This window comes from Bradyrhizobium sp. 190 (genome assembly GCF_023073415.1).
Lineage (GTDB): Bacteria > Pseudomonadota > Alphaproteobacteria > Rhizobiales > Xanthobacteraceae > Bradyrhizobium.
This window is the reverse complement of the sequence record NZ_JADPJL010000029.1, coordinates 45278-68353: the sequence shown is the minus strand read 5'-3', so window position 1 is coordinate 68353 and position 23076 is coordinate 45278. Positions and strand designations below refer to the sequence as shown.

The following is a 23076-nucleotide window of genomic DNA, read 5'->3' as shown; positions in this document are numbered from 1 at the left end:
GTGAGTAGCGAGCAAGAAGAAGGCGGCCTAATGAAAGGGCCGCTTTCGCGCGTCTGGGGTGCGCTTTTTTGGGATCAGATCATGCCCCGTAAAAATACGGATGGAAGACGCTACCACCGGTTCGCACAATGACAGCGATGATGGCCTACAGTTGTATTTCGCGATGGTCCGGTGCGCTCGGCGTTTGCGCAATCATCGCCGTCATCCGCCCAGCCCATGCTGAACCTCGCGCGGTGGTTGAATTGTTTACCTCGCAAGGCTGCTCGTCATGCCCGCCGGCCGACCAGATCATCGGCGAACTCGCCAAGGATCCGTCCGTGATCGCGCTGAGCCTGCCGATCGACTATTGGGATTATCTCGGCTGGAAGGACACGCTGGCGGACAAGCGATTCAGCGCGCGCCAGAAAGCCTATTCGCAGGCACGCGGCGATCGTAATCTCTATACGCCGCAGATGATCGTCAATGGTTCGACGCAAGTGATCGGCAGCGATCGCGCCAGCATCGAGGGCGCGATCAAAAATACAGGCAAGGCCGATGGCGTGATGTCGGTGCCGGTGACGATGAGCTTGTCCGGCAAATTGCTCAATGTCTCGGTGGCCGCCAGCAAGGTGCCAACCGTGGCGCGTGGCGAAGTCTGGATCTGTTCGATCTCGAAGGCCATACCGATCATGATCGGGCGCGGCGAGAATCGCGGCCAGGAAGTCACCTACTACAACGTCGTGCGCAACCTCGTGAAGGTCGGCGACTGGAACGGCAGTCCGGAAAGCTGGACCGTGCCGCTTGAAAATATTTCCCGCGATGGCGTCGATGCCGCGGTCGTCTATGTCCAGGACGGCAGTCGCGACAAGCCGGGTCCGATGCTCGGCGCCGCCTACACCGCGCTGCGCTGATTAGCACTGGCGCTTGCTCGTGTAGCCCGGATGGAGCGAAGCGCAATCCGGGATAGCTTTCTCCGCCCGCGTGATTCCCGGATTTCGCTTCGCTCCATCCAGGCTACGTGCGCTGCTTGCGTTTCACGGCCTGGAACCGCGGCTGATGTTGGAACCGGCCCCACAAACGAAAAAGGACCAACTTTCGTTGGCCCAGTATCGGGATTAACTCCCTCTGCGAACAGGCCCGATCCCGACGGCCCCGGGGGGCTGGGGGCTGAGGAATCCGGAACCGAAAGGACCGGGCCAACGCAGGATTATCTTCTCGCAACCTAGCGGGGCGGGCGGTTGGCGGAAGTGGGGCAGCAATAAGATTCCGCTAACGATCCCGTGAATCGATGTTTTCCGCGATGCCGGGTGGTTCCGCGCGGTTTCCCTCATGTTTACAGCCCCCTTGCAGGGTCCCGCGGTTAGCGCAATCATGTAGAATGCATGATAGGAGGCGCTCCATGAGCTCGATATCGGAGGACACCGATCCAAGCGAGAGCCGCGCAGTGGCGCGCACCGCCACTGCAATCCCCCCGCCGAATCGTGTCACGTTCAATCGTCTCGAACTCAACCGTATCCTCAATCTGTATGGGCGCATGGTCGCCGATGGCGAATGGCGCGACTACGCCATCGACTTCCTGAAAGACCGCGCGGTGTTTTCGGTATTCCGCCGCGCCTCCGAGGTTCCGATCTATCGCATCGAGAAAGATCCGCGGCTCGCGCGCAAGCAGGGCATGTACAGCGTGATCTCGGCGACCGGTCTGATCCTGCGCCGCGGCCACGAACTCGAACGCGTGCTGCTGGTGATCGATCGCAAGCTGGCGGTGGTTTAAGCGGTTCGTAGCCCGGATGGAGCGCAGCGCAATCCGGGACGGTCTCGCAAGCGGATGCAGTCCTCCCGGATTGCGCTGCGCTCCATCCGGGCTACGAGCCTGACCTTCAAACCTTCGGCACCGTCGACCCGCCTTCACCGAGCGCGCGCTGCATCATCACGGTGTCGAGCCAGCGGCCGAATTTGAGGCCGACATTGGCGTGCGTCCCGATCATCTGGAAACCGCATTTGGTGTGAAGGCCGATCGAGCCGGCATTGGCGGAATCGCCGATCACGGCGATCATCTGCCGGAAGCCGCGCGCCTCGCATTCCGGGATCAGCCGCTGCAACAATTGCAGGCCGATGCCGCGGCGGTGGGTCGAGGGTTGCAGGTAGATGGAATTCTCCACCGTGAAACGATACGCCGGCCGCGGCCGATAGGGCCCCGCATAGGCGTAGCCGATCACGCGGCCTTCAACCTCGGCAACGAAATAGGGGAAGCCGCCATCCATCAGCACCCTGAATCGCCGGGTCATCTCGGCGAGATCGGGCGGAATCAGCTCGAACGTCGCGGTGCCGTAGCGCACCGCGTGCTCGTAGATTTCGGTGATGGTGGGGAGGTCGGCCTCTGCGGCGGAGCGAATTTCGGGAACGGACATGGGACAAGATTAGATTTTTTTGCGCAGAAGGGAAGCGGGTTCGAGGTTTCTTCCTTCTCCCCTTGTGGGAGAAGGTGGATCGCTGACGCGAAGCGGCGGCGAGCCGGATGAGGGGTCTCTATCCGCGGAGAGAACCCCTCACCCGTCTCGAATGAGCTTCCGCTCATTCGATCCACCCTCTCCCACAAGGGGAGAGGGAAGCGCCAAAAGAAAAGCCCCGGCCGCGAGGCCGGGGCTTCAACTCATACCTGGCCGGTAAGCGCCCTATTCGCGCTGGCCGAGTAGCTGCAACAGCAGCGTGAACAGGTTGATGAAGTTCAGGTAGAGCGACAGCGCACCGGTAATCGCCGCCTTCTCCGCAATCTCACCACCCTCAGAGGCGTAGCCGTAGATGTAGTCGTTCTTCAGCCGCTGGGTATCCCAGGCGGTGAGGCCCGCGAACACCAGCACGCCGACCACCGAGACGATGAACTGCAACATCGAGCTTGCCAGGAACAGATTGACCAGGCTCGCGATGATGACGCCGATCAGGCCCATGAACAGGAACGAACCCATGCCGCTCATGTCACGCTTGGTGGTGTAGCCGTAGAGGCTCAGCGCGCCGAAGGTCGCCGCGGTGATGAAAAACACCCGCACGATCGAGGTGTGCGTGTACACCAGGAAGATCGACGACAGCGAAATGCCCATCAGCGCCGCGAACGCCCAGAACAGCAATTGTGCTGTCGCGGGCCGCAGCCGGTTGATGCCGAACGAGATCGCAAACACCATGGCCAGCGGCGCGAGAATGAACAGCCACTTCAGGGGGCTGACATACATCGCGTAGCCGAACGGCGTCAGGAAGGCGTTGCCGAACTTGGCGGCGGCGCCGGCCTGGTCGGTGGTCACCGCGGCCATGTAGACGCCGAGCGCCGCAAGGCCGGTGATGGCCAGGCCGATGCTCATGTAGTTGTAGATGCGCAGCATGTAGGCGCGCAGACCGGCATCGACGGTCGCGGCATCAACGCGCCCGGCGGCCCGGCCGAAAGGAGATACGTAGTTACGGTCTAGGTCCGACATGGTCGAATTCCCGTTGGTTGCCCGGCGGAGCGCAAGGGGTTTGCGGCGCCGGTTAGATTTCTATCTCAGATGTCCCGATCTGCCGACGTTAATTTTACGTCTTGAACCCGGCCACTGAACTTGGCTGGTATGTGGGAAACTAACACATTAGACGCAAGCTTCCACGCGCGGCTGAATGTCGCTTCTGCCGTCATTCCCGAGCAAAAGCAGCGTTAACCCGGCCTTTCCGCCGCTACAAATTGTCACAAATTCCGCAGCACGCTGGCCGGCTTCTGGTTCAGCGCCAGCAACGTCCCGGCGAGGCCGAGCCCCACCGTGACGATCAGGGCGGCGGCGACCACGCCTGTGGCGCTGCCGGCCTGCCAGATGAAACTGAGCGTCATCAGCCGGGTCACGATCAGCCAGGCCGCGATCGAACCCGCGATCACGCCGAACACCGCGGTGGCAAGGCCGATCATCAGGTACTCCAGCGCGTAGGCGCCAAGCAGTCGCGCCCGGGTTGCACCCAGCGTCTTCAGGATCACCGCGTCATAGACGCGGTGGCGGTGGCCGGCGGCCAGCGCGCCGCCCAGCACCAGGATCGCCGAGATCAACGTCACCGCGCTGGCGCCGCGGATGGCGAGCACGAGGTTGGTGATGACGGTGCCGACGGTTTCCAGTGCCTCGCGGACCCGGACGCTGGTCACCATCGGGAAGGCGTCCGCCACCTGCTTGATGATCCGGGCGTCGCCGGCCGGGTCCGGATGGACCTCGGACAAGGTCGCGACATGGCTGTGCGGCGCGCCCTTGAATGCGTTGGGCGAGAACACCAGCACGAAATTGATGCCGAGCCCCTGCCAGTCGACGTTACGCAAATTGCTGATTTTGGCCGGAATGTCGCGGCCGAGCACGTTGACCACGATCTCGTCGCCTATTCTGAGCTTGAGGCCGTCGGCGATCTTCTTCTCCAGCGAGACCAGCGGCGGCCCCTTATAGTCCGCGCTCCACCATTCGCCCTCGACCACCTTCGAGCCCTTTGGGACCTCGTTTGTGTAGGTCAGGCCGCGGTCGCTTTGCAGCACCCACTCGGAATCCGGCGATGGCTTGAGTTCGTCGGCCTTGACGCCGCGGGCGCCGACGATGCGTCCGCGCAGCATCGGCACGTCGTCTACCGTCGATTGCGGCGCGACCTGTTTGAGGAAGGCGCCAAAGCGGTCGGCATCGGCGGTCGGAATGTCGATGAAGTAGAACGAGGGCGCTTTCTCAGGTAACGCCGCCAGGAATTGCCGGCGGAGATTGCCGTCGATCTGGGTGATGGTGACCAGCACCGCGAGCCCGAGGCCGAGCGACATCACGACCGAGGGCGTCAGTGCGCCGGGCCGGTAGATGTTGGCGATCGCCAGCCGGAGCATCGTGATTCGGGATCGTGGCATGCGGCGTGCCAGCGCCATCAGGCCGGCCGCGACGCCGCGCAGCAGCGCGAACACTGCAACCGAAGAGATCACGAACACCAGCGCGATCCGCTTGTCATAGGCAAGCCCGATCGCCACAGCGACCAAGAGCGCGATCACCACGGCCATCAGCGCGAGATAGCTCCAGCGCGGGCGATGCCATTCGCGCGCGACTTCCTCGCGAAACAGCGCAGCAACCGGCACGTCATGTACCCGCCCCAGCGGCCATAATCCGAAGGCAAGCGCGGTGAGCAGGCCATAGACGAACGACAACGCCAGTTCGTCAAGGTACAGGGCAGGGATCACCGGCAGCGGCAGCAGCTTGCCGAACACGCCGACGATGACAAACGGCAAAGCCGCACCGGCGGCGAGCCCGATCACCGAGCCCACCGCGGCGAGCAGGATCACTTGCGTTAGATAAATCGTGAAGACGTCGCGCCCGGTAGCACCCAGCGCCTTGAACGAGGCGATGACGTCGCGACGGCGATCGACATGGCTCTTGACCGCATTGGCGACGCCGACGCCACCGACCAGAAGCGCGGCGAGGCCGACCAGCGTCAGGAACTGGGTGAAGCGGTTGATGGTGCGCTCGAGTTGCGGCGAGGCGTTGCTGCTGCTGCGGATCCACCAGCCGGCCTCGGGCAGGGCGCTCCGTGCGCTGTCGATCAACTGCGTCGCGGCGCGATCGTCGGTGCTATTGGCCGGCAGCTTCACCCGGTAGATCCAGCGCACCAGGCTGCCGGGCTGCAGCAATCCGGTGGCACGCAGGCTCTGCTCGCTGACCAGAACGCGTGGGCCCAACCCGACATTGCCGGCGAGCTTGTCCGGTTCGGCCGTGACCGTGCTGCGGATCTGGAACGTGGCGTTGCCGATTGTGATGCGGTCGCCAAGGTTGAGATCGAGCCGCGCCAGCAGCGTGGAATCGACCGCCGCGCCGAACGCGGTGCCAGATGGATCTTGGCGCTCGGCCAGCAGATCCGCCATCGGCATTTTGGGATCGAGCGTTACCTCCCCGAGCATCGGGTAGTTGCCGTCCACGGCCTTGAGTTCGACCAGCGCCAGCCGGCCGTCGCTGCTTCGCGCCATGACACGGAGTGCGGCCGCCACCGAAACCTGGCCGCGCGCGCGCAGGAAGGCGATTTCCTCCGGCTTGGCTTCGCGCTGGATCAGCGAGAAAGCAACGTCGCCGCCGAGCAACGTGCGGCCCTCGCGCGTCAAACCTTCGCTGAGGCTTGCCGCGACCGAGCCGACGCCGGCAATCGCCATCACGCCGAGCGCGATACAGGCGATGAAGACGTAAAAGCCGCGCAAGCCGCTGCGCAGTTCGCGAAGCGCGTAGCGCACGGCAAGGGACGATGCGCGGCTTCGGTAAACGGGTTCGGAAACGGCGGTCATGAATGTCCGTCGATCCGGCCGGAGCGCAGCCGCACCACGCGGTCGCAGCGCTGCGCGAGTGAGGTATCGTGCGTTACCAGCACCAGCGTCATGCCGCGCTCGCTGTGTTTGGTGAACAGGAGATCGACGATCTGCTTGCCGGTGGCTTCGTCGAGATTGCCGGTCGGCTCATCCGCGACAAGAATCGCGGGATCGGGCGCCAGCGCGCGGGCAAGCGCCACGCGCTGCTGCTCACCGCCGGACAATTGCGTCGGATAATGGTGCAGGCGATCGCCAAGCCCGACGGACGTCAGCTCCTGCGCCGCCCGCTCCGCCGCGTCGGGATTACCGGCGAGCTCCAGCGGCACCGCGACGTTTTCCAGCGCCGTCATGGTCGGGATCAGATGAAACGACTGGAACACGATGCCGACCTGGCGGCCGCGGAAGCGCGCCAGCGCATCCTCGTCGAGGGCATTGAACGGCGTGCCGTTGACCACCACCTCTCCGCTGTCGGGACGCTCCAGCCCCGCCATCACCATCAGCAAGGTCGATTTGCCGGAGCCGGAAGGTCCGATCAGGCCGATCGCCTCGCCCGACGCCACACGAAGGCTGATATCTTTCAGGATATGAACGCGTGCAGCGCCTGAGCCGAGCGAGAGGTTGACGTTGGAGATGGAAATGGTGTCCGGCCCGACGCCGGTCAGTGAAGAGGGTTCGATGAGACTGTCCATGGCTCGGTCATATGGCACTTCCACCGCTCGGGTCGAGGGCTTGAAACGGATGTTTGCGCACATACGCGTGTTGATTGTGGCTTTGATGACGGCCGGGCCGGTTTTGGCCCAAGTCCAAGTTCAAGCCCAAGCTCAAGTCCCGGCCACCGCGTCCGCCAAGCCGGTCAAAATGGTCGTCCTCGGCGATTCCTTAAGCGCCGGCCTTGGCCTTCCGGCCTCGGCGGCGTTTCCGGCGCGTTTACAAAAAGCCTTGGGCGACAAGGGGATAAAGGTCGACATGATCAATGCCGGGGTGTCCGGCGACACCTCTTCCGGCGGTCGCGACCGGCTGGACTGGTCGATCCCCGAGGGAACCGAGGCGGTCATCCTCGAACTTGGCGCCAACGATGCCTTGCGCGGGATCGACCCGGCCGTCACCCGCGCTGCGCTGACCGATATCCTGACGCGGCTGAAGGCGCGCAAGATCGCCGTGCTGATGTGCGGAATGCTGGCCCCGCCCAATTACGGCAGCGAATACGCCGCGCGCTTCAACGCGATCTATCCGGAGCTTTCCAAATCCTTCGGCCTGCCGCTCTACCCGTTCTTCCTGGAGGGGGTGGCGGCCGACGCCAAGCTCAACCAGCCCGACGGGCTGCATCCGACCGCAGCGGGCATCGATGTCATCGTGAAGAATATCCTGCCTATGGTGGAGGCATTTCTCGGCACGATCTCCGGGCAACGGAGTTGAAAAAGGGAGCAACTGATAACGTTACCCAAAGGTTTTTCCGTAGCATTGCGGTGTGCTCGCGCCGCGCGCTTCGCAGAGTCACATAAGTCGGGTAGAAAATAGCTATCGGTGATTCGTCACCGGGCGCTGTTACAGGACATGGTCCTTTTCAAGGTCATGCCCAAGCATCGGGAGTCATGCGATGCCGCGTTTATTTGCTGGACTGGAAATTCCGGCCGAGATCGGCCAGAGCCTTTCCAATTTGCGTGGCGGCCTTCCCGGCGCACGCTGGATCGACCCCGAAAATTACCACGTTACCTTGCGCTTCATCGGCGATATCGACGGCATGTCGGCGAATGAAATCGCCTCGATGCTGTTTCGGATCAATCGCAAGCCGTTCGAGGTCAAGGTGCAGGGCCTGCAGAGCTTTGGCGGCAGGAAACCGCGCGCGGTGGTCGCTTCCGTCGAACCGAGCCGGCCGCTGATCGAGCTGCAGGCCGAACTCGAACGGCTGATGCAGCGGATCGGGCTCGATCCCGAGGGGCGCAAATTCACGCCGCATGTGACGCTGGCGCGGCTGCATGATGCATCCAGCCAGGACGTTGCCGATTATCTCTCGGTGCGCGGCTATTTTCCGAGCCGGACATTCATGGCGTCGCGCTTCGTCCTGTTTTCGTCGCGCGCCTCCACCGGCGGCGGTCCCTATGTGGTCGAGGATTCCTACGCGCTAAGTGCGTAGGCCAGAACACAGATGCCGTAGCCCGGATGGAGCGAAGCGAAATCCGGGGGCAACTCTATCCGCTCGTTACAGAACCCCGGATTGCGCTGCGCTCCATCCGGGCTACGCAGCTTCATTTGCATAGCCCCAGCACCATTCAAGGCTTGCAATTTCCGTACGCTTGAGGCCGAAAGGGGGCCATGCTGTCGACCCCGCCCGCCTCGTTCCATGCCCACTACAAGGCCCTCGTCGCCTCCGGCGCAATCGAGGCCGATCCCGCGCAAGCCGACGCCGCCGAAGCGTTCGCAGCCCTTGAGGAGCGGCTTTCAAGCTACAAGCCGGTGCGTAAGCTAAGTCTGCTTGGCCGGTTGTTTGGTGACAAGAGCGAGCCGCCGCCGCGGGGGCTTTACGTCCATGGCGAGGTCGGCCGCGGCAAGACCATGCTGATGGATCTGTTCTTTCAGCAGTCTCAGGTCCAGCATAAGCGCCGCGCCCATTTCCACGAATTCATGGCCGAGGCGCATGAGAAGATCTACGCCTATCGCCAGAACATCGCGCGCGGTGAAATCGCGGACGGCGACGTGATCGAGCTGACGGCCAACGCGATCTTCGACGAGGCGTGGCTGTTGTGCTTCGACGAATTTCACGTCACCGACATCGCCGACGCCATGATCCTGGGACGGTTGTTCTCAAAATTATTTGAGCTCGGCACGGTGGTGGTGGCGACCTCGAACGTCGCGCCCGAAGACCTCTACAAGGGTGGCCTCAACCGTGCGCTGTTCCTGCCTTTCATCACGCAGATCGAAGATCGCATGGACGTGCTGCGGCTCGATGCACGCACGGATTTCCGGCTGGAAAAGCTCGCCGGCGTGAAGATGTGGCTGGTGCCGCCGGATGATGAGGCCGGCGCCGCGCTCGACCGCGCCTGGCGCAAGATGACGGGCAATGCGCCCTGCAAGCCGCGCGATATCACGATCAAGGGCCGCGTTCTGCGCGTGCCCTGTTCAGCGCACGGCGTCGCGCGATTTTCCTTTGCCGATATATGCGAAACGCCGCTGGCCGCGTCGGACTATTTGCGGCTGGCGCACGACTATCACACCATTCTGATCGACCGCATTCCGGTGATGGATTACGCCGAGCGCAACGCCGCCAAGCGTTTCATTTCGCTGATCGATACGCTCTATGACAATGCCGTGAAGCTGATGGCGTCAGCCGAGGCCGATCCGGTGTCGCTGTATCTGGCGACCGACGGCGTTGAGGCCAACGAGTTCAAACGTACCTCGTCACGGTTGATCGAAATGAGTTCGGAATCCTACCTGGCGCTGCCGCACGGGCGGAAGGATTCTGCCGCGAGCGGGTCGAGTACCGGGCTGGTGGAAACCTAATCTCTCAGCCGTCATTGCGAGCGAAAGCGAAGCAATCCACCTCTCCGCACGGGGGTAGATGGATTGCTTCGCTTCGCTCGCAATGACGGTGGGGGCGACGGGAGCGGGAGTTTCCTGGCATACCTGACCGAAATCGAGGCGGGGCCTTAGAATTGGGCACGCCCCGGCTTGAACCGGTCATTCGAAAGGGATAACCAGCCATCCAACTTCCTTATCCACACCCCTCCTCTTCGTCTCAGAAGGACAAATTTCCCATGGCGCGCGACAAGATTGCTTTGATTGGCTCCGGTCAGATCGGCGGAACGCTGGCTCACCTCGTCGGCCTGAAGGAGCTCGGCGACGTCGTGATGTTCGACATCGCGGAGGGCGTTCCCCAGGGTAAAGCGCTCGACATCGCGCAGTCTTCGCCGGTCGATGGCTTTGACGCCCATCTCACCGGCGCCAATTCCTACGACGCGCTCGACGGCGCCAAGGTCTGCATCGTCACCGCCGGCGTGCCGCGCAAGCCCGGCATGAGCCGCGACGATCTCCTGAGCATCAACCTCAAGGTCATGGAACAGGTCGGCGCCGGCATCAAGAAGTATGCCCCCGACGCCTTCGTTATCTGCATCACCAACCCTCTGGATGCGATGGTGTGGGCGCTGCAGAAGGCTTCCGGCATGCCGCACAAGAAGGTGGTCGGCATGGCCGGCGTGCTCGATTCCGCACGGTTCCGCTATTTCCTGGCCGATGAATTCAATGTCTCGGTCGAAGACGTCACCGCCTTCGTGCTCGGCGGCCACGGCGACACCATGGTGCCGCTGACGCGCTACTCCACCGTCGCCGGCATTCCGCTGCCCGACCTCGTCAAGATGGGCTGGACCTCGCAGGCCCGCATCGACGAGATCGTCGACCGCACCCGCAATGGCGGCGCTGAGATCGTCAACCTGCTGAAGACCGGTTCGGCCTTCTACGCGCCGGCCGCTTCCGCGATCGCGATGGCGGAGAGCTACCTGAAGGACAAGAAGCGCGTGCTGCCCTGCGCCGCCTATCTCAACGGCGAATACGGCGTGAAGGACATGTATGTCGGCGTGCCCGTCGTCATCGGCTCGAAGGGCGTCGAGCGTATCGTCGAGATCGAGCTGGGCGGCAAGGACCGCGAAGCCTTCGACAAGTCGGTCGGCGCGGTTCAGGGCCTGGTCGACGCCTGCAAGAAGATCGCGCCCGACCTGCTCGGACGCTGATTTTATTCGGCTTTCGCCCCTTCGCCGGGGCGAAAGCGGTTTCAGGGTTGCAGTTCTATTGGTATATGGTATGCCAACTACCAATGCCGGTGAACTATAGAATTCGCTGCTAAGGGTTTTGGGGAGCGTCCAGATGAATATCCATGAATACCAGGCCAAGGCTTTGCTGCATGAATTCGGCGTGCCGATTTCGCGCGGCGTGCCTGTGTTGAAGGCCTCGGATTCTGAAACTGCCGCCAAGCAGCTCCCCGGCCCGGTCTGGGTGGTGAAGAGCCAGATCCATGCCGGCGGCCGCGGCAAGGGCAAGTTCAAGGAAGCCTCGGCCGGCGACAAGGGCGGCGTCCGCATCGCGAAATCCGTCGCCGAGGTCAATGAATTCGCCAAGCAGATGCTGGGCGCGACCCTGGTCACGATCCAGACTGGCGCGCATGGCAAGCAGGTCAACCGCCTCTACATCGAAGAAGGTTCCGACATCGACAAGGAGTTCTATCTCTCGATCCTGGTCGACCGCGAAACTTCCGAAGTGGCGTTCGTGGTTTCGACCGAGGGCGGCGTCAACATCGAGGAAGTCGCGCACAACAACCCGGAAAAAATCGTGACCTTCTCGGTCGATCCGGCGACCGGCATCATGAGTCACCACGGCCGGACGGTTGCGAAGGCGCTCCATCTTTCCGGCGACCTGGCCAAGCAGGCGGAAAAGCTGGTGGTGCAGCTCTATAACGCCTTCACCGCCAAGGACATGGCGATGCTGGAAATCAATCCGCTCGTGGTCACCAAACAGGGCCAGCTCCGCGTGCTCGACGCCAAGGTGTCGTTCGACGACAACGCCATGTACCGCCATCCCGAAGTCGCCGCGCTGCGCGACGAGACTGAAGAGGACGCCAAGGAAATCGAGGCGTCGAAATACGATCTCAACTACGTCACGCTCGACGGCACCATCGGCTGCATGGTCAACGGCGCCGGCCTTGCCATGGCGACCATGGACATCATCAAGCTCTACGGCATGGAGCCCGCCAACTTCCTCGACGTCGGCGGCGGCGCCAGCAAGGAGAAGGTGGCCGCGGCCTTCAAGATCATCACCGCCGATCCCAACGTGAAGGGCATCCTCGTCAACATCTTCGGCGGCATCATGAAGTGCGATATCATCGCCGAAGGCGTGGTCGCGGCCGTCAAGGAAGTCGGCCTGAGTGTGCCGCTGGTGGTGCGGCTCGAAGGCACCAATGTCGACGCCGGCAAGAAGATCATCCGCGACTCCGGCCTCAACGTGGTGCCGGCTGACAATCTCGATGACGCCGCCCAGAAAATCGTGAAAGCCGTCAAGGGAGGCTAGCGATGGCTGACCATCTCGCCGCACCGACACCGCTGGAAGAACACCGCCGGCTCGCGGTCTTTGCGGGCGAGTGGACCGGCGAGGAAGTGGTCTATCCCTCGCGCTGGACCGCAGGCGGTCCGGCGACCTCGCATGTGGTCGCGCGGATGGATCTCAACGGCTTCTATCTGATCCAGGACACCCGCCAGATGCGCGACGGCAAAGAGAGCTTCGCGACCCACGGCGTGTTCACCTACGACCGCGACGACCGGACCTACAAATTGTTCTGGCACGATTCGCTCGGCTACTACTCGCCGGCGCCGGCTTCCGGCGGCTGGGCCGGCAAGTCGCTGATCCTCGTCCGCGGCTCGCTGCGCGGCAATGCGCGCCACGTCTATGAAGTCGTCGACAACGACAACTACACCATGAAGATCCAGTTCTCGCCTGATGCCGAAGGATGGGCCGACGTGCTCACCGGCGTCTACCGGCGGATTCACTAAACCCATCGTTCCCGGTCACCTACGAAAGCGTTCTCAACCATGTCCGTTCTGATCGACAAGAATACCAAAGTCATCTGCCAGGGTTTTACGGGCAAGAACGGCACGTTCCATTCGGAGGCCGCGATCGCTTACGGCACCCAGATGGTCGGCGGCACCTCGCCGGGTAAGGGCGGCTCGAAGCATCTCAACCTGCCGGTCTTCGACACCGTCGCCGAAGCACGCGACAAGACCGGCGCCGATGCGTCGGTGATCTACGTCCCGCCGCCGGGTGCGGCGGACGCGATCTGCGAGGCGATCGACGCGGAAATTCCGCTGATCGTCTGCATCACCGAGGGCATTCCGGTGCTCGACATGGTGCGCGTCAAAAGATCGTTGAGCGGGTCGAAATCGCGCCTGATCGGGCCGAACTGCCCGGGCGTCATGACGGCGGGGGAATGCAAGATCGGCATCATGCCGGCCAACATCTTCAAGCCGGGCAGCGTCGGGATCGTTTCGCGGTCGGGGACGTTGACCTATGAAGCAGTGTTCCAGACCACCCAGGAAGGCCTCGGCCAGACCACCGCGGTCGGCATCGGCGGCGACCCGGTCAAGGGAACCGAATTCATCGATGTGCTGGAAATGTTCTTAGGTGACCCGAAGACCACCTCGATCATTATGATCGGTGAAATCGGCGGCTCGGCCGAGGAAGACGCCGCCCAGTTCATCAAGGACGAGGCCAAGCGCGGCCGCAAGAAGCCGATGGTCGGCTTCATCGCCGGCGTTACCGCCCCTCCCGGTCGCCGCATGGGTCATGCCGGCGCCATCATCTCCGGCGGCAAGGGCGACGCCGGATCCAAGACCGCGGCCATGGAAGCGGCTGGAATCACGGTCTCTCCGTCGCCCGCGAGGCTCGGACATACCCTTGCCGAAAAGTTGAAGTCTTAATTCAGTCCTTGGTTCTTTTAGGCGCGAATATCCGTCCTAAATAGGGTAGAGGTGCTTTACCGAGCTGGTTCGGGCCTCCGGACCGGCTAAAGCGCCGTTTTCCACGCGCAAAGCGAAAATTACCAGGACGCCATCATGTCTCGCCAGGACGCGAATGCAGCATTTGCCCTCTCTTCCTTTTTGCAGGGCACCAACGCCACCTACATCGACGATCTCTACGCCCGCTACGAGCAGGACCCCGCGTCGGTCGATGCCGAGTGGCAGGAATTCTTCAAGAGCCTGAAAGACACCCCGGCCGACGTCCAGAAGAACGCCGGGGGTCCCTCCTGGGGCCGTGACAACTGGCCACTCACCCCGCGCGACGAACTGACCTCGGCGCTGGACGGCAACTGGATCACCGTCGAGAAGGCGGTCGGCACCAAGCTCGCTGCGAAGGCGCAGACCAGGGGCGCCGAACTATCGACCGCCGACGTCAACCAGGCGACGCGCGATTCGGTTCGCGCCTTGATGCTGATCCGCGCCTACCGCATCCGCGGTCATTTCTTCGCCAAGCTCGATCCGCTCGGCATCGAGGCACAGCGTGATCGCGAAGAGCTCGATCCGCGCACCTACGGCTTCACCGAAGCCGACTTCGACCGCAAGATCTTCCTCGACCATGTGCTCGGCCTCGAATACGGCACGCTTCGCGAGATCGTCGCGATCTGCGAGCGCACCTACTGCCAGACGCTCGGCGTCGAGTTCATGCACATCACCAACGCGGCGCAGAAGGCCTGGATCCAGGAGCGCATCGAGGGTCCGGACAAGGAAATCAGTTTCACCCGCGAGGGACGTCGCGCGATCCTCAACAAGCTGGTCGAAGCCGAGGGCTTTGAAAAGTTCTGCGATCTCAAGTTCACCGGCACCAAGCGCTTCGGCCTCGACGGCGCTGAATCGCTGATCCCGGCGCTGGAGCAGATCATCAAGCGCGGCGGCAATCTCGGCGTGAAGGAGATCGTGCTCGGCATGCCGCATCGCGGCCGGCTCAACGTGCTGACCCAGGTGATGGGCAAGCCGCACCGCGCGCTGTTTCATGAGTTCAAGGGCGGCTCCGCCAATCCGGACGCGGTCGAAGGCTCCGGCGACGTCAAATACCATCTGGGCGCATCAAGCGACCGCGAGTTCGACGGCAACAGGATCCACCTGTCGCTGACCGCCAACCCGTCGCATCTGGAAATCGTCGATCCGGTCGTGCTCGGCAAGGTTCGCGCCAAGCAGGACCAGCACGGCGATCCGCCTGATATGCGCATCTCCGTGCTGCCCATGCTGATGCATGGCGACGCGGCGTTTGCCGGCCAGGGCGTGGTGGCCGAATGCTTCAGCCTGTCCGACCTGAAGGGTTATCGCACCGGCGGCTCGCTGCATTTCATCGTCAACAACCAGATCGGCTTCACCACCTATCCGCGCTACTCGCGCTCCTCGCCCTATCCGTCCGATGTGGCGAAGATGATCGACGCGCCGATCTTCCACGTGAACGGCGACGATCCGGAAGCGGTGGTGTTCGCGGCCAAGGTCGCGATCGAGTTCCGGCAGAAGTTCCACAAGCCTGTCGTCATCGACATGTTCTGCTATCGCCGGCATGGCCATAACGAGGGCGACGAGCCGGCGTTCACCCAGCCTGTAATGTACAAGCGCATCGGCTCGCATCCCTCCACGCTGGAAATCTACGCCAAGCGGCTGATCGCCGACGGCGTGATGACCGAGGGCGAGGTCGAGAAGGCCAAGGCCGATTGGCGCGCGCGGCTGGATGCCGAACTCGAGGCCGGCTCCGGCTACAAGCCGAACAAGGCCGACTGGCTCGACGGCAAGTGGGCGGGCTTCAAGTCCGCAGATCAGGAAGAGGAGGCCCGCCGCGGCGTCACCGGCGTCGACATCAACATCCTGAAGGATATCGGGCGCAAGATCACCAAGGTGCCGGACGGCTTCCGGGTTCACCGCACCATCCAGCGCTTCCTGGAAAACCGCGCCAAAGCCATCGACAACGGCGTCGGCATCGACTGGGCGACCGGCGAGGCGCTGGCATTCTGCACCCTGCTGCAGGAAGGCCGCCACGTCCGGCTGTCGGGACAGGACAGCGAGCGCGGCACGTTTTCGCAGCGCCATTCGGTGCTGATCGACCAGGAAGACGAGAGCCGCTACACGCCGTTCAACCATCTCGGCCACGACCAGGGCCATTACGAGGTCATCAACTCGCTATTGTCGGAAGAGGCGGTGCTCGGCTTCGAGTACGGCTATTCGCTGGCCGAGCCGAAGGCGCTGGCGATGTGGGAAGCGCAGTTCGGCGACTTCGCCAACGGCGCCCAGGTGCTGTTCGACCAGTTCATCTCGTCGGGCGAGCGCAAATGGCTGCGCATGTCCGGCCTCGTCTGCCTGCTGCCGCATGGCTATGAAGGGCAGGGGCCGGAGCATTCCTCGGCGCGGCTCGAGCGCTTCCTGCAGATGTGCGCCGAAGACAACATGCAGGTGGTGTATCCCACCACGCCTGCGAATTACTTCCACGTGCTGCGGCGCCAGTTGCATCGCGAGATCCGCAAGCCCCTGATCATGATGACGCCGAAGTCGCTGTTGCGGCACAAGCGCGCGGTCTCGCGGCTCGACGAACTGGGGGCGGACACCACCTTCCACCGCATCCTGTACGATGACGCCCAGATGCAGCCCGACGAGAAGACCAGGCTCACGTCGGACGACAAGATCCGCCGCGTCGTGCTGTGCTCGGGCAAGGTCTATTACGATCTCTACGAGGAGCGCGAGAAGCGCGGCATCGACGACATCTACATCATGCGCGTCGAGCAGCTCTATCCGGTGCCGCTCAAGGCGCTGGTGCAGGAGCTTGCACGCTTCAAGAACGCCGAAGTGGTCTGGTGCCAGGAAGAGCCGCGCAACATGGGCGCATGGCACTTCATCGAGCCCTATCTCGAATGGGTGCTGAACCAGATCCATGCGCCGAACCGGCGTCCGCGTTACGCGGGCCGTGCGGCGTCGGCAGCAACCGCCACCGGTTTGATGTCGAAGCACCAGGCGCAGCTCAAGGCGATGCTGGATGAGGCGCTGAATTAGGAATCCGTCATGCCCCGCCTTGTGCGCGCTTGCGCACTGGGGCGGGGCATCCAGTACCCGGCGCCGTTAGAGCTCGATCATGACCGTCCCGGCGTACTGGCTCGCCCGCCCCAGTGCGCAATCGCGCACAAGGCGGGCGATGACCATTTTGGAATTGATGAAGCCTAAGGTTACTGAGGAAACCATACCATGACTGAAATTCGTGTTCCGACGCTCGGCGAGTCCGTGACGGAAGCCACCATCGGCCGCTGGTTCAAGAAGGCCGGCGACGCCGTCGCGGTGGACGAGCCGCTGGTCGAGCTCGAGACCGACAAGGTCACCATCGAAGTGCCGGCGCCATCCGCCGGTGTGCTCGGCGAGATCGCGGCCAAGGACGGCGAGACCGTCGCCGTCGGCGCGCTGCTCGGGCAGATCAATGAAGGCGCGGCCGGCGGCGCCAGGGCGGGAGCGGCTGCGCCTGCCAAGGCCGCCGCCCCGGCTGCGGCGCCCGCCGCCGCGCCTGCTGCGGCTCCGAAGGCTGTGGCATCGGATGCGCCGCTGGCGCCGTCGGTTCGAAAGCTCTCCGCCGAAAGCGGCATCGATGCCGCGACCGTGCCGGGCTCCGGCAAGGATGGCCGCGTCACCAAGGGCGACATGCTGGCCGCGATCGAGAAGGCGGCGTCCGCGCCGACCCCGGTCAATCAGCCGGCGGCTTCCGTGCAGGTCCGCGCGCCTTCGCCGGCCGACGACGCGGCGCGCGAGGAGCGCGTGAAGATGACGCGGCTGCGCCAGACCATCGCGCGACGGCTCAAGGACGTGCAGAACACCGCCGCGATGCTCACGACCTTCAATGAGGTCGACATGACCGACATCATGGCGATGCGCGCGCAGTACAAGGACGTGTTCGAGAAGAAGCATGGTTCGAAGCTCGGCTTCATGGGCTTCTTCACCAAGGCCGTCGTGCAGGCACTGAAGGATATCCCGGCCGTCAATGCCGAGATCGACGGCACTGATTTGATCTACAAGAACTACTACCACATCGGCGTCGCCGTCGGCACCGACAAGGGCCTAGTCGTGCCCGTCGTGCGCGACTGCGACCACAAGTCGATCTCCGACATCGAAAAGGGAATCGCCGATTTCGGCCGCCGCGCCCGCGATGGCCAGCTCAAGATCGACGAGATGCAGGGCGGCACCTTCACCATCACCAATGGCGGCATCTACGGTTCGCTGATGTCGACGCCAATCCTGAACGCACCGCAGTCCGGCATTCTCGGCATGCACAAGATCCAGGAGCGGCCGATGGTGGTCGCCGGCAAGGTCGAGGTCCGCCCGATGATGTATCTGGCGCTGTCCTACGATCACCGCGTGATCGACGGCAAGGAAGCGGTGACGTTCCTCGTGCGCGTCAAGGAAAGCCTGGAAGATCCGGCGCGTCTCGTGCTGGATCTCTAACGCCACTGGCTTTGCGCGTGCCGGTGCGAAAGGCCGGCGCTGCGAGCCATGGATCGATGCGCGCTGACTTGTGGGGGTTGATATGACGGACAAGGTTGTTGTGATCACCGGCGGCAGCCGCGGCATCGGCCGCGCCACCGCGCTCGCCGCCGCCGCGCGCGGCTTTCGGGTCGTGGTCGGCTACGCCAGCAATGAAGCGGCGGCAAAGGAAGTCGTCGCGCAGATCGAGCGCAAGAACGGCAAGGCTGTTGCCGTGAAATGCGATGTCGGCAGCGAGGCCGACATTCTCGCGCTGTTCAAGGCCGCCGACGAATTCGGAACGCTCGGCGCACTCGTCAACAATGCCGGCATCGTCGGTCCGTCGGCGCGGGTCGAGGATATGTCGGCGGAGCGCATCCAGCGCATGATGGCGGTCAACGTTACCGGCAGCATCCTGTGTGCGCGCGAGGCCGTGAAGCGGATGTCGACCCGCAAGGGCGGTGAGGGCGGCGTCATCGTCAATCTTTCCTCGGTCGCAGCGAGACTCGGCGCCCCCAACACGTATGTCGATTATGCGGCCTCAAAGGGCGCGGTGGATTCCTTCACCGTCGGCCTCGGCTACGAAGTCGCGGGCGAAGGCATCCGCGTTGCCGCGATCCGCCCCGGGTTGATTGACACCGATATTCACGCCAGCGGCGGCGAGCCCGATCGCGCGCACCGGCTGGCGCACGTCGTCCCGATGCAGCGTGTCGGTACCGCGGATGAAATCGCCAACGCCATCGTCTGGCTGATGTCGGACGAGGCTTCCTACGTCACCAGCGCCATCCTTGATGTCTCGGGTGGGCGGTAATACCTGACACGTTTCTCAGCTACAGGACTTCATCATGGCTTCCTACGATCTCGTCGTCATCGGCACCGGCCCGGGCGGATATGTCTGCGCGGTGCGCGCGGCGCAACTCGGCATGAAGGTCGCCGTGATCGAGAAGAACGCGACGCTGGGCGGCACCTGCCTCAATGTCGGCTGCATGCCGTCGAAGGCGCTGCTGCATGCCTCCGAAATGTTCGAGGAGGCCGCGCACTCCTTTGCGAAAATGGGCGTCAGCGTTTCCTCGCCGAAACTCGATCTGCCATCGATGATGAATTTCAAGCAGCAGGGCATCGACGGCAACGTCAAGGGCGTCGAGTTCCTGATGAAGAAGAACAAGATCGACGTCATCAATGGCAAGGGCAAGGTCCTCGGCGCCGGCAAGGTCGAGGTTACGGGCGGTGACGGCAAGGCGCAAACGGTCGAGACCAAGAACATCGTCATCGCCACCGGCTCCGACATCGCACGGCTGAAGGGCATCGAGATCGACGAAAAGCGCGTCGTGTCGTCGACCGGCGCGCTGTCGCTGGAGAAAGTGCCGGAGAAGCTTCTGATCATCGGCGCGGGCGTGATCGGGCTCGAGCTCGGCTCGGTCTGGAAACGGCTCGGCGCTGAGGTCATGGTCGTCGAATTCCTCGATCGCATCCTGCCCGGCATGGATGGCGAAGTGGCAAAGCAATTCCAGCGCATGCTCGAAAAGCAGGGCTTTGTATTCAAGCTCGGTGCCAAGGTGACCGGCGTCGATACATCGGGCAAGACGTTGAAGGCCAGTGTCGAACCAGCAGCCGGCGGGCCGGCAGAGACGCTCGAAACCGACGTGGTGCTGGTCTGTATCGGTCGCGTGCCGTACACCGAAGGGCTCGGCCTCAAGGAAGCCGGCATCGCGCTCGATAACCGCGGGCGGGTGCAGATCGACACGCATTTCGCGACCAGCGTGAAGGGCGTCTATGCGATCGGCGATGTGGTCGCCGGCCCGATGCTCGCACACAAGGCGGAGGACGAGGGCGTTGCCTGCGCCGAGATCATTGCAGGCCAGGCGGGCCACGTGAACTACGATGTTATCCCCGGCGTGGTGTATACCACGCCGGAAGTGGCGTCGGTCGGCAAGACCGAGGAGGAGCTGAAGCAGGCGGGCGTGGCATACACGTCAGGCAAATTTCCGTTCACCGCCAACGGCCGCTCCAAGGTCAACCAGACCACTGACGGCTTCGTGAAGATTCTCGCAGATGCGAAGACCGATCGCGTGCTCGGTGTGCACGTTGTCGGCCGCGAAGCCGGCGAAATGATCCATGAAGCCTGCGTTCTGATGGAGTTTGGCGGTTCTGCCGAAGATCTGGCGCGCACGTGCCATGCCCATCCGACACGCTCGGAAGCCATCAAGGAGGCCGCGCTTGCGGTGGGCAAACGTGCCATCCACATGTGATCCATATCCGGTACATCCCGGGTAAAGCGTGACCCGCCTTCTCGAAAATCATGCTTTGAACAAAGAAATAGATCGGAGCGACCAATCAGTGGACGTCATTCCGCTCTAGAGGCCACATCGGTGATGCGCCGCCTGTTACAGCCGTTCTGGGTCCTGCTTGCGGTCATCTTCCTGATTGAAGCCTGGCTGTGGGATCATCTCGAGCCGATCGTCGAGCGCGTCGTCGCACGGATCCCGCTGCGCGCCTTCAAGCAATGGCTGTCCGATCGTGTCGATACGCTGTCGCCGGCGATGACGCTGATCGTGTTCGCGGTGCCGGTGATCCCGCTGTTTCCGCTCAAGCTGGTCGGCCTCTGGCTGCTGGCGAATGAATATTGGCTGAGTGCCGTCGTCGTCATCGTGTTCGGAAAACTCGTCGGCGTCGGCGTCACCGCGTTCATCTTCGACGTGACGCGCGCCAAGCTCCTGCAGATGGCTTGGTTCAAGACGGTCTATGAATTTATCATGGCGATGCGCGCCAAGGCGGCGGCCCTGGTCCAGCCGATCAAGCAGCGCATTCGTGAAATGCTGCGTGGCGACGGCGACGGCTGGTCATCGCGCACGCTGCGGCTGATCGCACGTTTCCGCAAGAGCGTGCACGAAGCTCGGTAGTTTCTCGCTGTCGCCACCCGCCTTGCGCGCGCTTGCGCACTGGGGCGGGCGACCCAGTCGTAGGGTGGGCAAAGGAGCGAAGCGACGTGCCCACCATCGATCACCGAAATCGCTGTGAGATGGTGGGCACGCTGCGCTTTGCCCACCCTACGGATCACGGCGTTCGCAGCTGCGCGCCGATGACGAACGAAGGCGCTCAGTGCAGATGCAGCAGATGCGGCGCGTAGAGACCCAGCGCGGTGATGCCGATGCCCGCGATCGCCAATATGCCTGACACCCAGGCCAGAGCGATCATGCCGGTGATGATGGTGGCCGAGGCCAGCACGATGCCGATCTGGAAGGCGGCCGAGGCGATCTCGTAGTGGTGGTATTTTGCGGTGGCGTCGTCGCGCTGTTTTTCGGCGTGCTTGGCGCGCTTGGCGAGTTCTTCCGAACCCTCTCCAGTTTCCGGCTCCGAACGGTAACGCGCCGCAGTCTTGTTCCAGTCGTCGATCTGCTTTTGCAAGGCCGCTTTCGCAGCATCGTCGCCGATGGTCCCCAGGCTGAGCTTGGCGTGCTCCGCGGTGGCCTGAACCGTGGTGCGGCGAATGCTCTTGGCCTGGAAGAACGCCCACAGGTTCGAGGCCTCGACATTCTTGCTGATGGCTTCGGTTTGCGCACCCTTGCCCAGCGTTTCCGACAACGCCAGAAACAAGGCGATCACCGCGATCAGCAACGCGATCTTCTTGTTCGAGCCCGAAGCGTGCTCGGCATGCTCCGCGTGCTCCATGCTTTCATGTGCGCCCATTGATTCCCCTCCTGCGATTGACGCGCGCACGATTGCCGGAACCGCAATGCGAGCGCAAGAGGCAGCTTAAGAGGCCATCGATGTGACGGGAGTGTGTCGGCTGGGCGTACGCGCGCTCATCCGCGCGGGTGGGCGCTCTTGTACACTTCCAGCAGCCGCTCGCTGTCGATGCCGGTATAGATCTGCGTGGTGGAGAGCGAGGCGTGGCCGAGCAGTTCCTGGATCGCGCGCAAATCGCCACCGCGGCTCAGCAGATGGGTCGCGAAGGAATGCCGCAGCGCATGTGGCGTGGCGCTGTCGGGTAGGCCGAGCGCGCCGCGCAGTCGCTCCATGGTGAGCTGGATGATCCGCGGCGAAAGCGGCCCGCCGCGCGCGCCGACAAAAATTGGTCCGGCCGGGGGCAGCGAATGCGGGCACATCGCAACGTAATCGGCGATCAGCGCCAGCACGTTCTGCAGCACCGGCACCATCCGGGTCTTGTTGCCCTTGCCTGTCACGATAAGAACATCGCCTTCGCCCGGCTTGGGCACATCGCGCCGTTTCAGTCCCAGCGCCTCGGAGATGCGCAGGCCCGAACCGTAGAGCAGCGCCATGACCGCGGCGTCGCGCGCCCAGATCCAGGGATCGCGTTCCTCCCCGGCGCGCTCGTCGGCATCCGCAAAACGCTTGGCGGCATCCATCTGGATCGGCTTCGGCAGGCTCTTTGCAACCTTGGGCGCGCGGATGGCGGACAGCGCCCCGACCTTGCCCTTGCCTTCGCGTTCGAGATAGCGCCCGAACGAACGCAAGCCCGCCAGCGCCCGCATCAGCGAACGCCCGGCAATATCGTCGGCGCGGCGCATCGCCATGAAGGCCCTGATGTCGGTGGCTTCCAGCGCCGCAAACTGTTTCAGTGTGACCCGGGTCCCCCAATGCTCGCTGAGGAAAATGAGGCATTGACGGAGGTCGCGGGCATAGGCTTCGAGCGTCTTTGGCGACAGCCGCCGCTCGGCGCGCAGATGCGTCAGCCATCGCGCCATCTCCTGCGCGAAGCCCTCGTCGGCGCAGTCTAGCTCGATCGGTTGAGGTGCCGGAACTTCCTTGGCCATCAGCCTTGCCTTGAAG

20 protein-coding genes are annotated in these 23076 nt (G+C 63.3%); 14 read left to right on the top strand and 6 right to left on the bottom strand.

The annotated features are described in order from the left end of the window. Positions 1-128 precede the first annotated feature (128 nt). Both IVB22_RS18965 and IVB22_RS18960 read left to right on the top strand, forming a co-directional pair. The gene (locus IVB22_RS18965; protein ID WP_247518817.1) at positions 129-890 is read left to right on the top strand and encodes a thioredoxin family protein; all 762 of its coding nucleotides are present in this window, start codon (positions 129-131) and stop codon (positions 888-890) included. A 488-nt stretch (positions 891-1378) separates the two neighbouring features. After that, complete coding sequence (locus IVB22_RS18960) at positions 1379-1750, top strand: DUF2794 domain-containing protein (RefSeq protein ID WP_247518816.1); 372 nt, start codon at positions 1379-1381, stop codon at positions 1748-1750. Positions 1751-1856: 106 nt separating this feature from the next. Here IVB22_RS18960 and IVB22_RS18955 read toward each other — a convergent pair whose 3' ends face one another. From IVB22_RS18955 to IVB22_RS18940, 4 genes are all read right to left on the bottom strand, one after another. Further along, complete coding sequence (locus tag IVB22_RS18955) at positions 1857-2387, bottom strand: GNAT family N-acetyltransferase (RefSeq protein ID WP_247518815.1); 531 nt, start codon at positions 2385-2387, stop codon at positions 1857-1859. A gap of 264 nt (positions 2388-2651) precedes the next feature. Continuing rightward, entirely contained in the window at positions 2652-3443 is a 792-nt protein-coding gene (locus IVB22_RS18950; protein ID WP_247518814.1) for a Bax inhibitor-1/YccA family protein, read from the bottom strand. 242 nt (positions 3444-3685) lie between these two features. Continuing rightward, the gene (locus IVB22_RS18945; protein WP_247518813.1) at positions 3686-6268 is read right to left on the bottom strand and encodes an ABC transporter permease; all 2583 of its coding nucleotides are present in this window, start codon (positions 6266-6268) and stop codon (positions 3686-3688) included. Next, a complete protein-coding gene (locus IVB22_RS18940) occupies positions 6265-6978 on the bottom strand; it encodes an ABC transporter ATP-binding protein (RefSeq protein WP_247518812.1) in 714 nt (237 codons plus the stop codon). The genes IVB22_RS18945 and IVB22_RS18940 overlap by 4 nt, the downstream gene beginning before the upstream one ends. On the opposite strand from IVB22_RS18940, the gene IVB22_RS18935 reads away from it, so the two are divergent. From IVB22_RS18935 to IVB22_RS18880, 12 genes are all read left to right on the top strand, one after another. Next, positions 6977-7705, top strand: a complete 729-nt coding sequence (locus tag IVB22_RS18935; RefSeq protein WP_247518858.1) for an arylesterase — start codon at positions 6977-6979, stop codon at positions 7703-7705. The two genes, IVB22_RS18940 and IVB22_RS18935, sit on opposite strands and share 2 nt — an antisense overlap. Positions 7706-7886: 181 nt before the next feature. After that, positions 7887-8423 (top strand): RNA 2',3'-cyclic phosphodiesterase, encoded by a 537-nt coding sequence (thpR, locus tag IVB22_RS18930; RefSeq protein WP_247518811.1) that lies wholly within the window; start codon positions 7887-7889, stop codon positions 8421-8423. A 179-nt stretch (positions 8424-8602) separates the two neighbouring features. Beyond that, on the top strand, positions 8603-9787 hold the full coding sequence (gene zapE, locus IVB22_RS18925) for a cell division protein ZapE (protein WP_247518810.1): 1185 nt from the start codon (positions 8603-8605) through the stop codon (positions 9785-9787). A gap of 254 nt (positions 9788-10041) precedes the next feature. Continuing rightward, a complete protein-coding gene (mdh, locus tag IVB22_RS18920) occupies positions 10042-11010 on the top strand; it encodes a malate dehydrogenase (RefSeq protein ID WP_247518809.1) in 969 nt (322 codons plus the stop codon). A gap of 133 nt (positions 11011-11143) precedes the next feature. Next, positions 11144-12340, top strand: a complete 1197-nt coding sequence (gene sucC / locus IVB22_RS18915; protein ID WP_247518808.1) for an ADP-forming succinate--CoA ligase subunit beta — start codon at positions 11144-11146, stop codon at positions 12338-12340. A gap of 2 nt (positions 12341-12342) precedes the next feature. After that, positions 12343-12819, top strand: a complete 477-nt coding sequence (locus IVB22_RS18910) for a DUF1579 family protein (RefSeq protein WP_247518807.1) — start codon at positions 12343-12345, stop codon at positions 12817-12819. Between the two features lie 39 nt (positions 12820-12858). Next, complete coding sequence (gene sucD, locus IVB22_RS18905) at positions 12859-13743, top strand: succinate--CoA ligase subunit alpha (RefSeq protein WP_247518806.1); 885 nt, start codon at positions 12859-12861, stop codon at positions 13741-13743. Positions 13744-13878: 135 nt separating this feature from the next. After that, complete coding sequence (locus IVB22_RS18900; protein ID WP_247518805.1) at positions 13879-16836, top strand: 2-oxoglutarate dehydrogenase E1 component; 2958 nt, start codon at positions 13879-13881, stop codon at positions 16834-16836. 189 nt (positions 16837-17025) lie between these two features. Further along, positions 17026-18267 (top strand): 2-oxoglutarate dehydrogenase complex dihydrolipoyllysine-residue succinyltransferase, encoded by a 1242-nt coding sequence (gene odhB, locus IVB22_RS18895; protein ID WP_247518804.1) that lies wholly within the window; start codon positions 17026-17028, stop codon positions 18265-18267. Between the two features lie 82 nt (positions 18268-18349). Next, positions 18350-19096 (top strand): SDR family oxidoreductase, encoded by a 747-nt coding sequence (locus IVB22_RS18890; protein ID WP_247518803.1) that lies wholly within the window; start codon positions 18350-18352, stop codon positions 19094-19096. A gap of 34 nt (positions 19097-19130) precedes the next feature. Beyond that, positions 19131-20534, top strand: coding sequence for a dihydrolipoyl dehydrogenase (lpdA, locus tag IVB22_RS18885; RefSeq protein WP_247518802.1), 1404 nt, complete (start codon positions 19131-19133; stop codon positions 20532-20534). 120 nt (positions 20535-20654) lie between these two features. After that, positions 20655-21185, top strand: a complete 531-nt coding sequence (locus tag IVB22_RS18880; protein WP_247518801.1) for a hypothetical protein — start codon at positions 20655-20657, stop codon at positions 21183-21185. 196 nt (positions 21186-21381) lie between these two features. On the opposite strand, the gene IVB22_RS18875 is transcribed toward IVB22_RS18880, so the two are convergent. Both IVB22_RS18875 and IVB22_RS18870 read right to left on the bottom strand, forming a co-directional pair. After that, entirely contained in the window at positions 21382-21972 is a 591-nt protein-coding gene (locus tag IVB22_RS18875) for a DUF4337 domain-containing protein (RefSeq protein ID WP_214488371.1), read from the bottom strand. 116 nt (positions 21973-22088) lie between these two features. Further along, positions 22089-23060 (bottom strand): tyrosine recombinase XerC, encoded by a 972-nt coding sequence (locus tag IVB22_RS18870; RefSeq protein WP_247518800.1) that lies wholly within the window; start codon positions 23058-23060, stop codon positions 22089-22091. Positions 23061-23076 lie beyond the last annotated feature (16 nt).

Excerpts from the sequence above, each read along its gene's own strand:
- IVB22_RS18965 (WP_247518817.1), top strand. The coding sequence starts at position 129 with ATGACAGCGATGATGGCCTACAGTTGTATTTCGCGATGGTCCGGTGCG.
- IVB22_RS18960 (WP_247518816.1), top strand. The coding sequence starts at position 1,379 with ATGAGCTCGATATCGGAGGACACCGATCCAAGCGAGAGCCGCGCAGTG.
- IVB22_RS18955 (WP_247518815.1), bottom strand. The coding sequence starts at position 2,387 with ATGTCCGTTCCCGAAATTCGCTCCGCCGCAGAGGCCGACCTCCCCACC.
- IVB22_RS18950 (WP_247518814.1), bottom strand. The coding sequence starts at position 3,443 with ATGTCGGACCTAGACCGTAACTACGTATCTCCTTTCGGCCGGGCCGCC.
- IVB22_RS18945 (WP_247518813.1), bottom strand. The coding sequence starts at position 6,268 with ATGACCGCCGTTTCCGAACCCGTTTACCGAAGCCGCGCATCGTCCCTT.
- IVB22_RS18935 (WP_247518858.1), top strand. The coding sequence starts at position 6,977 with ATGGCTCGGTCATATGGCACTTCCACCGCTCGGGTCGAGGGCTTGAAA.
- IVB22_RS18940 (WP_247518812.1), bottom strand. The coding sequence starts at position 6,978 with ATGGACAGTCTCATCGAACCCTCTTCACTGACCGGCGTCGGGCCGGAC.
- thpR (WP_247518811.1), top strand. The coding sequence starts at position 7,887 with ATGCCGCGTTTATTTGCTGGACTGGAAATTCCGGCCGAGATCGGCCAG.
- zapE (WP_247518810.1), top strand. The coding sequence starts at position 8,603 with ATGCTGTCGACCCCGCCCGCCTCGTTCCATGCCCACTACAAGGCCCTC.
- mdh (WP_247518809.1), top strand. The coding sequence starts at position 10,042 with ATGGCGCGCGACAAGATTGCTTTGATTGGCTCCGGTCAGATCGGCGGA.
- sucC (WP_247518808.1), top strand. The coding sequence starts at position 11,144 with ATGAATATCCATGAATACCAGGCCAAGGCTTTGCTGCATGAATTCGGC.
- IVB22_RS18910 (WP_247518807.1), top strand. The coding sequence starts at position 12,343 with ATGGCTGACCATCTCGCCGCACCGACACCGCTGGAAGAACACCGCCGG.
- sucD (WP_247518806.1), top strand. The coding sequence starts at position 12,859 with ATGTCCGTTCTGATCGACAAGAATACCAAAGTCATCTGCCAGGGTTTT.
- IVB22_RS18900 (WP_247518805.1), top strand. The coding sequence starts at position 13,879 with ATGTCTCGCCAGGACGCGAATGCAGCATTTGCCCTCTCTTCCTTTTTG.
- odhB (WP_247518804.1), top strand. The coding sequence starts at position 17,026 with ATGACTGAAATTCGTGTTCCGACGCTCGGCGAGTCCGTGACGGAAGCC.
- IVB22_RS18890 (WP_247518803.1), top strand. The coding sequence starts at position 18,350 with ATGACGGACAAGGTTGTTGTGATCACCGGCGGCAGCCGCGGCATCGGC.
- lpdA (WP_247518802.1), top strand. The coding sequence starts at position 19,131 with ATGGCTTCCTACGATCTCGTCGTCATCGGCACCGGCCCGGGCGGATAT.
- IVB22_RS18875 (WP_214488371.1), bottom strand. The coding sequence starts at position 21,972 with ATGGGCGCACATGAAAGCATGGAGCACGCGGAGCATGCCGAGCACGCT.
- IVB22_RS18870 (WP_247518800.1), bottom strand. The coding sequence starts at position 23,060 with ATGGCCAAGGAAGTTCCGGCACCTCAACCGATCGAGCTAGACTGCGCC.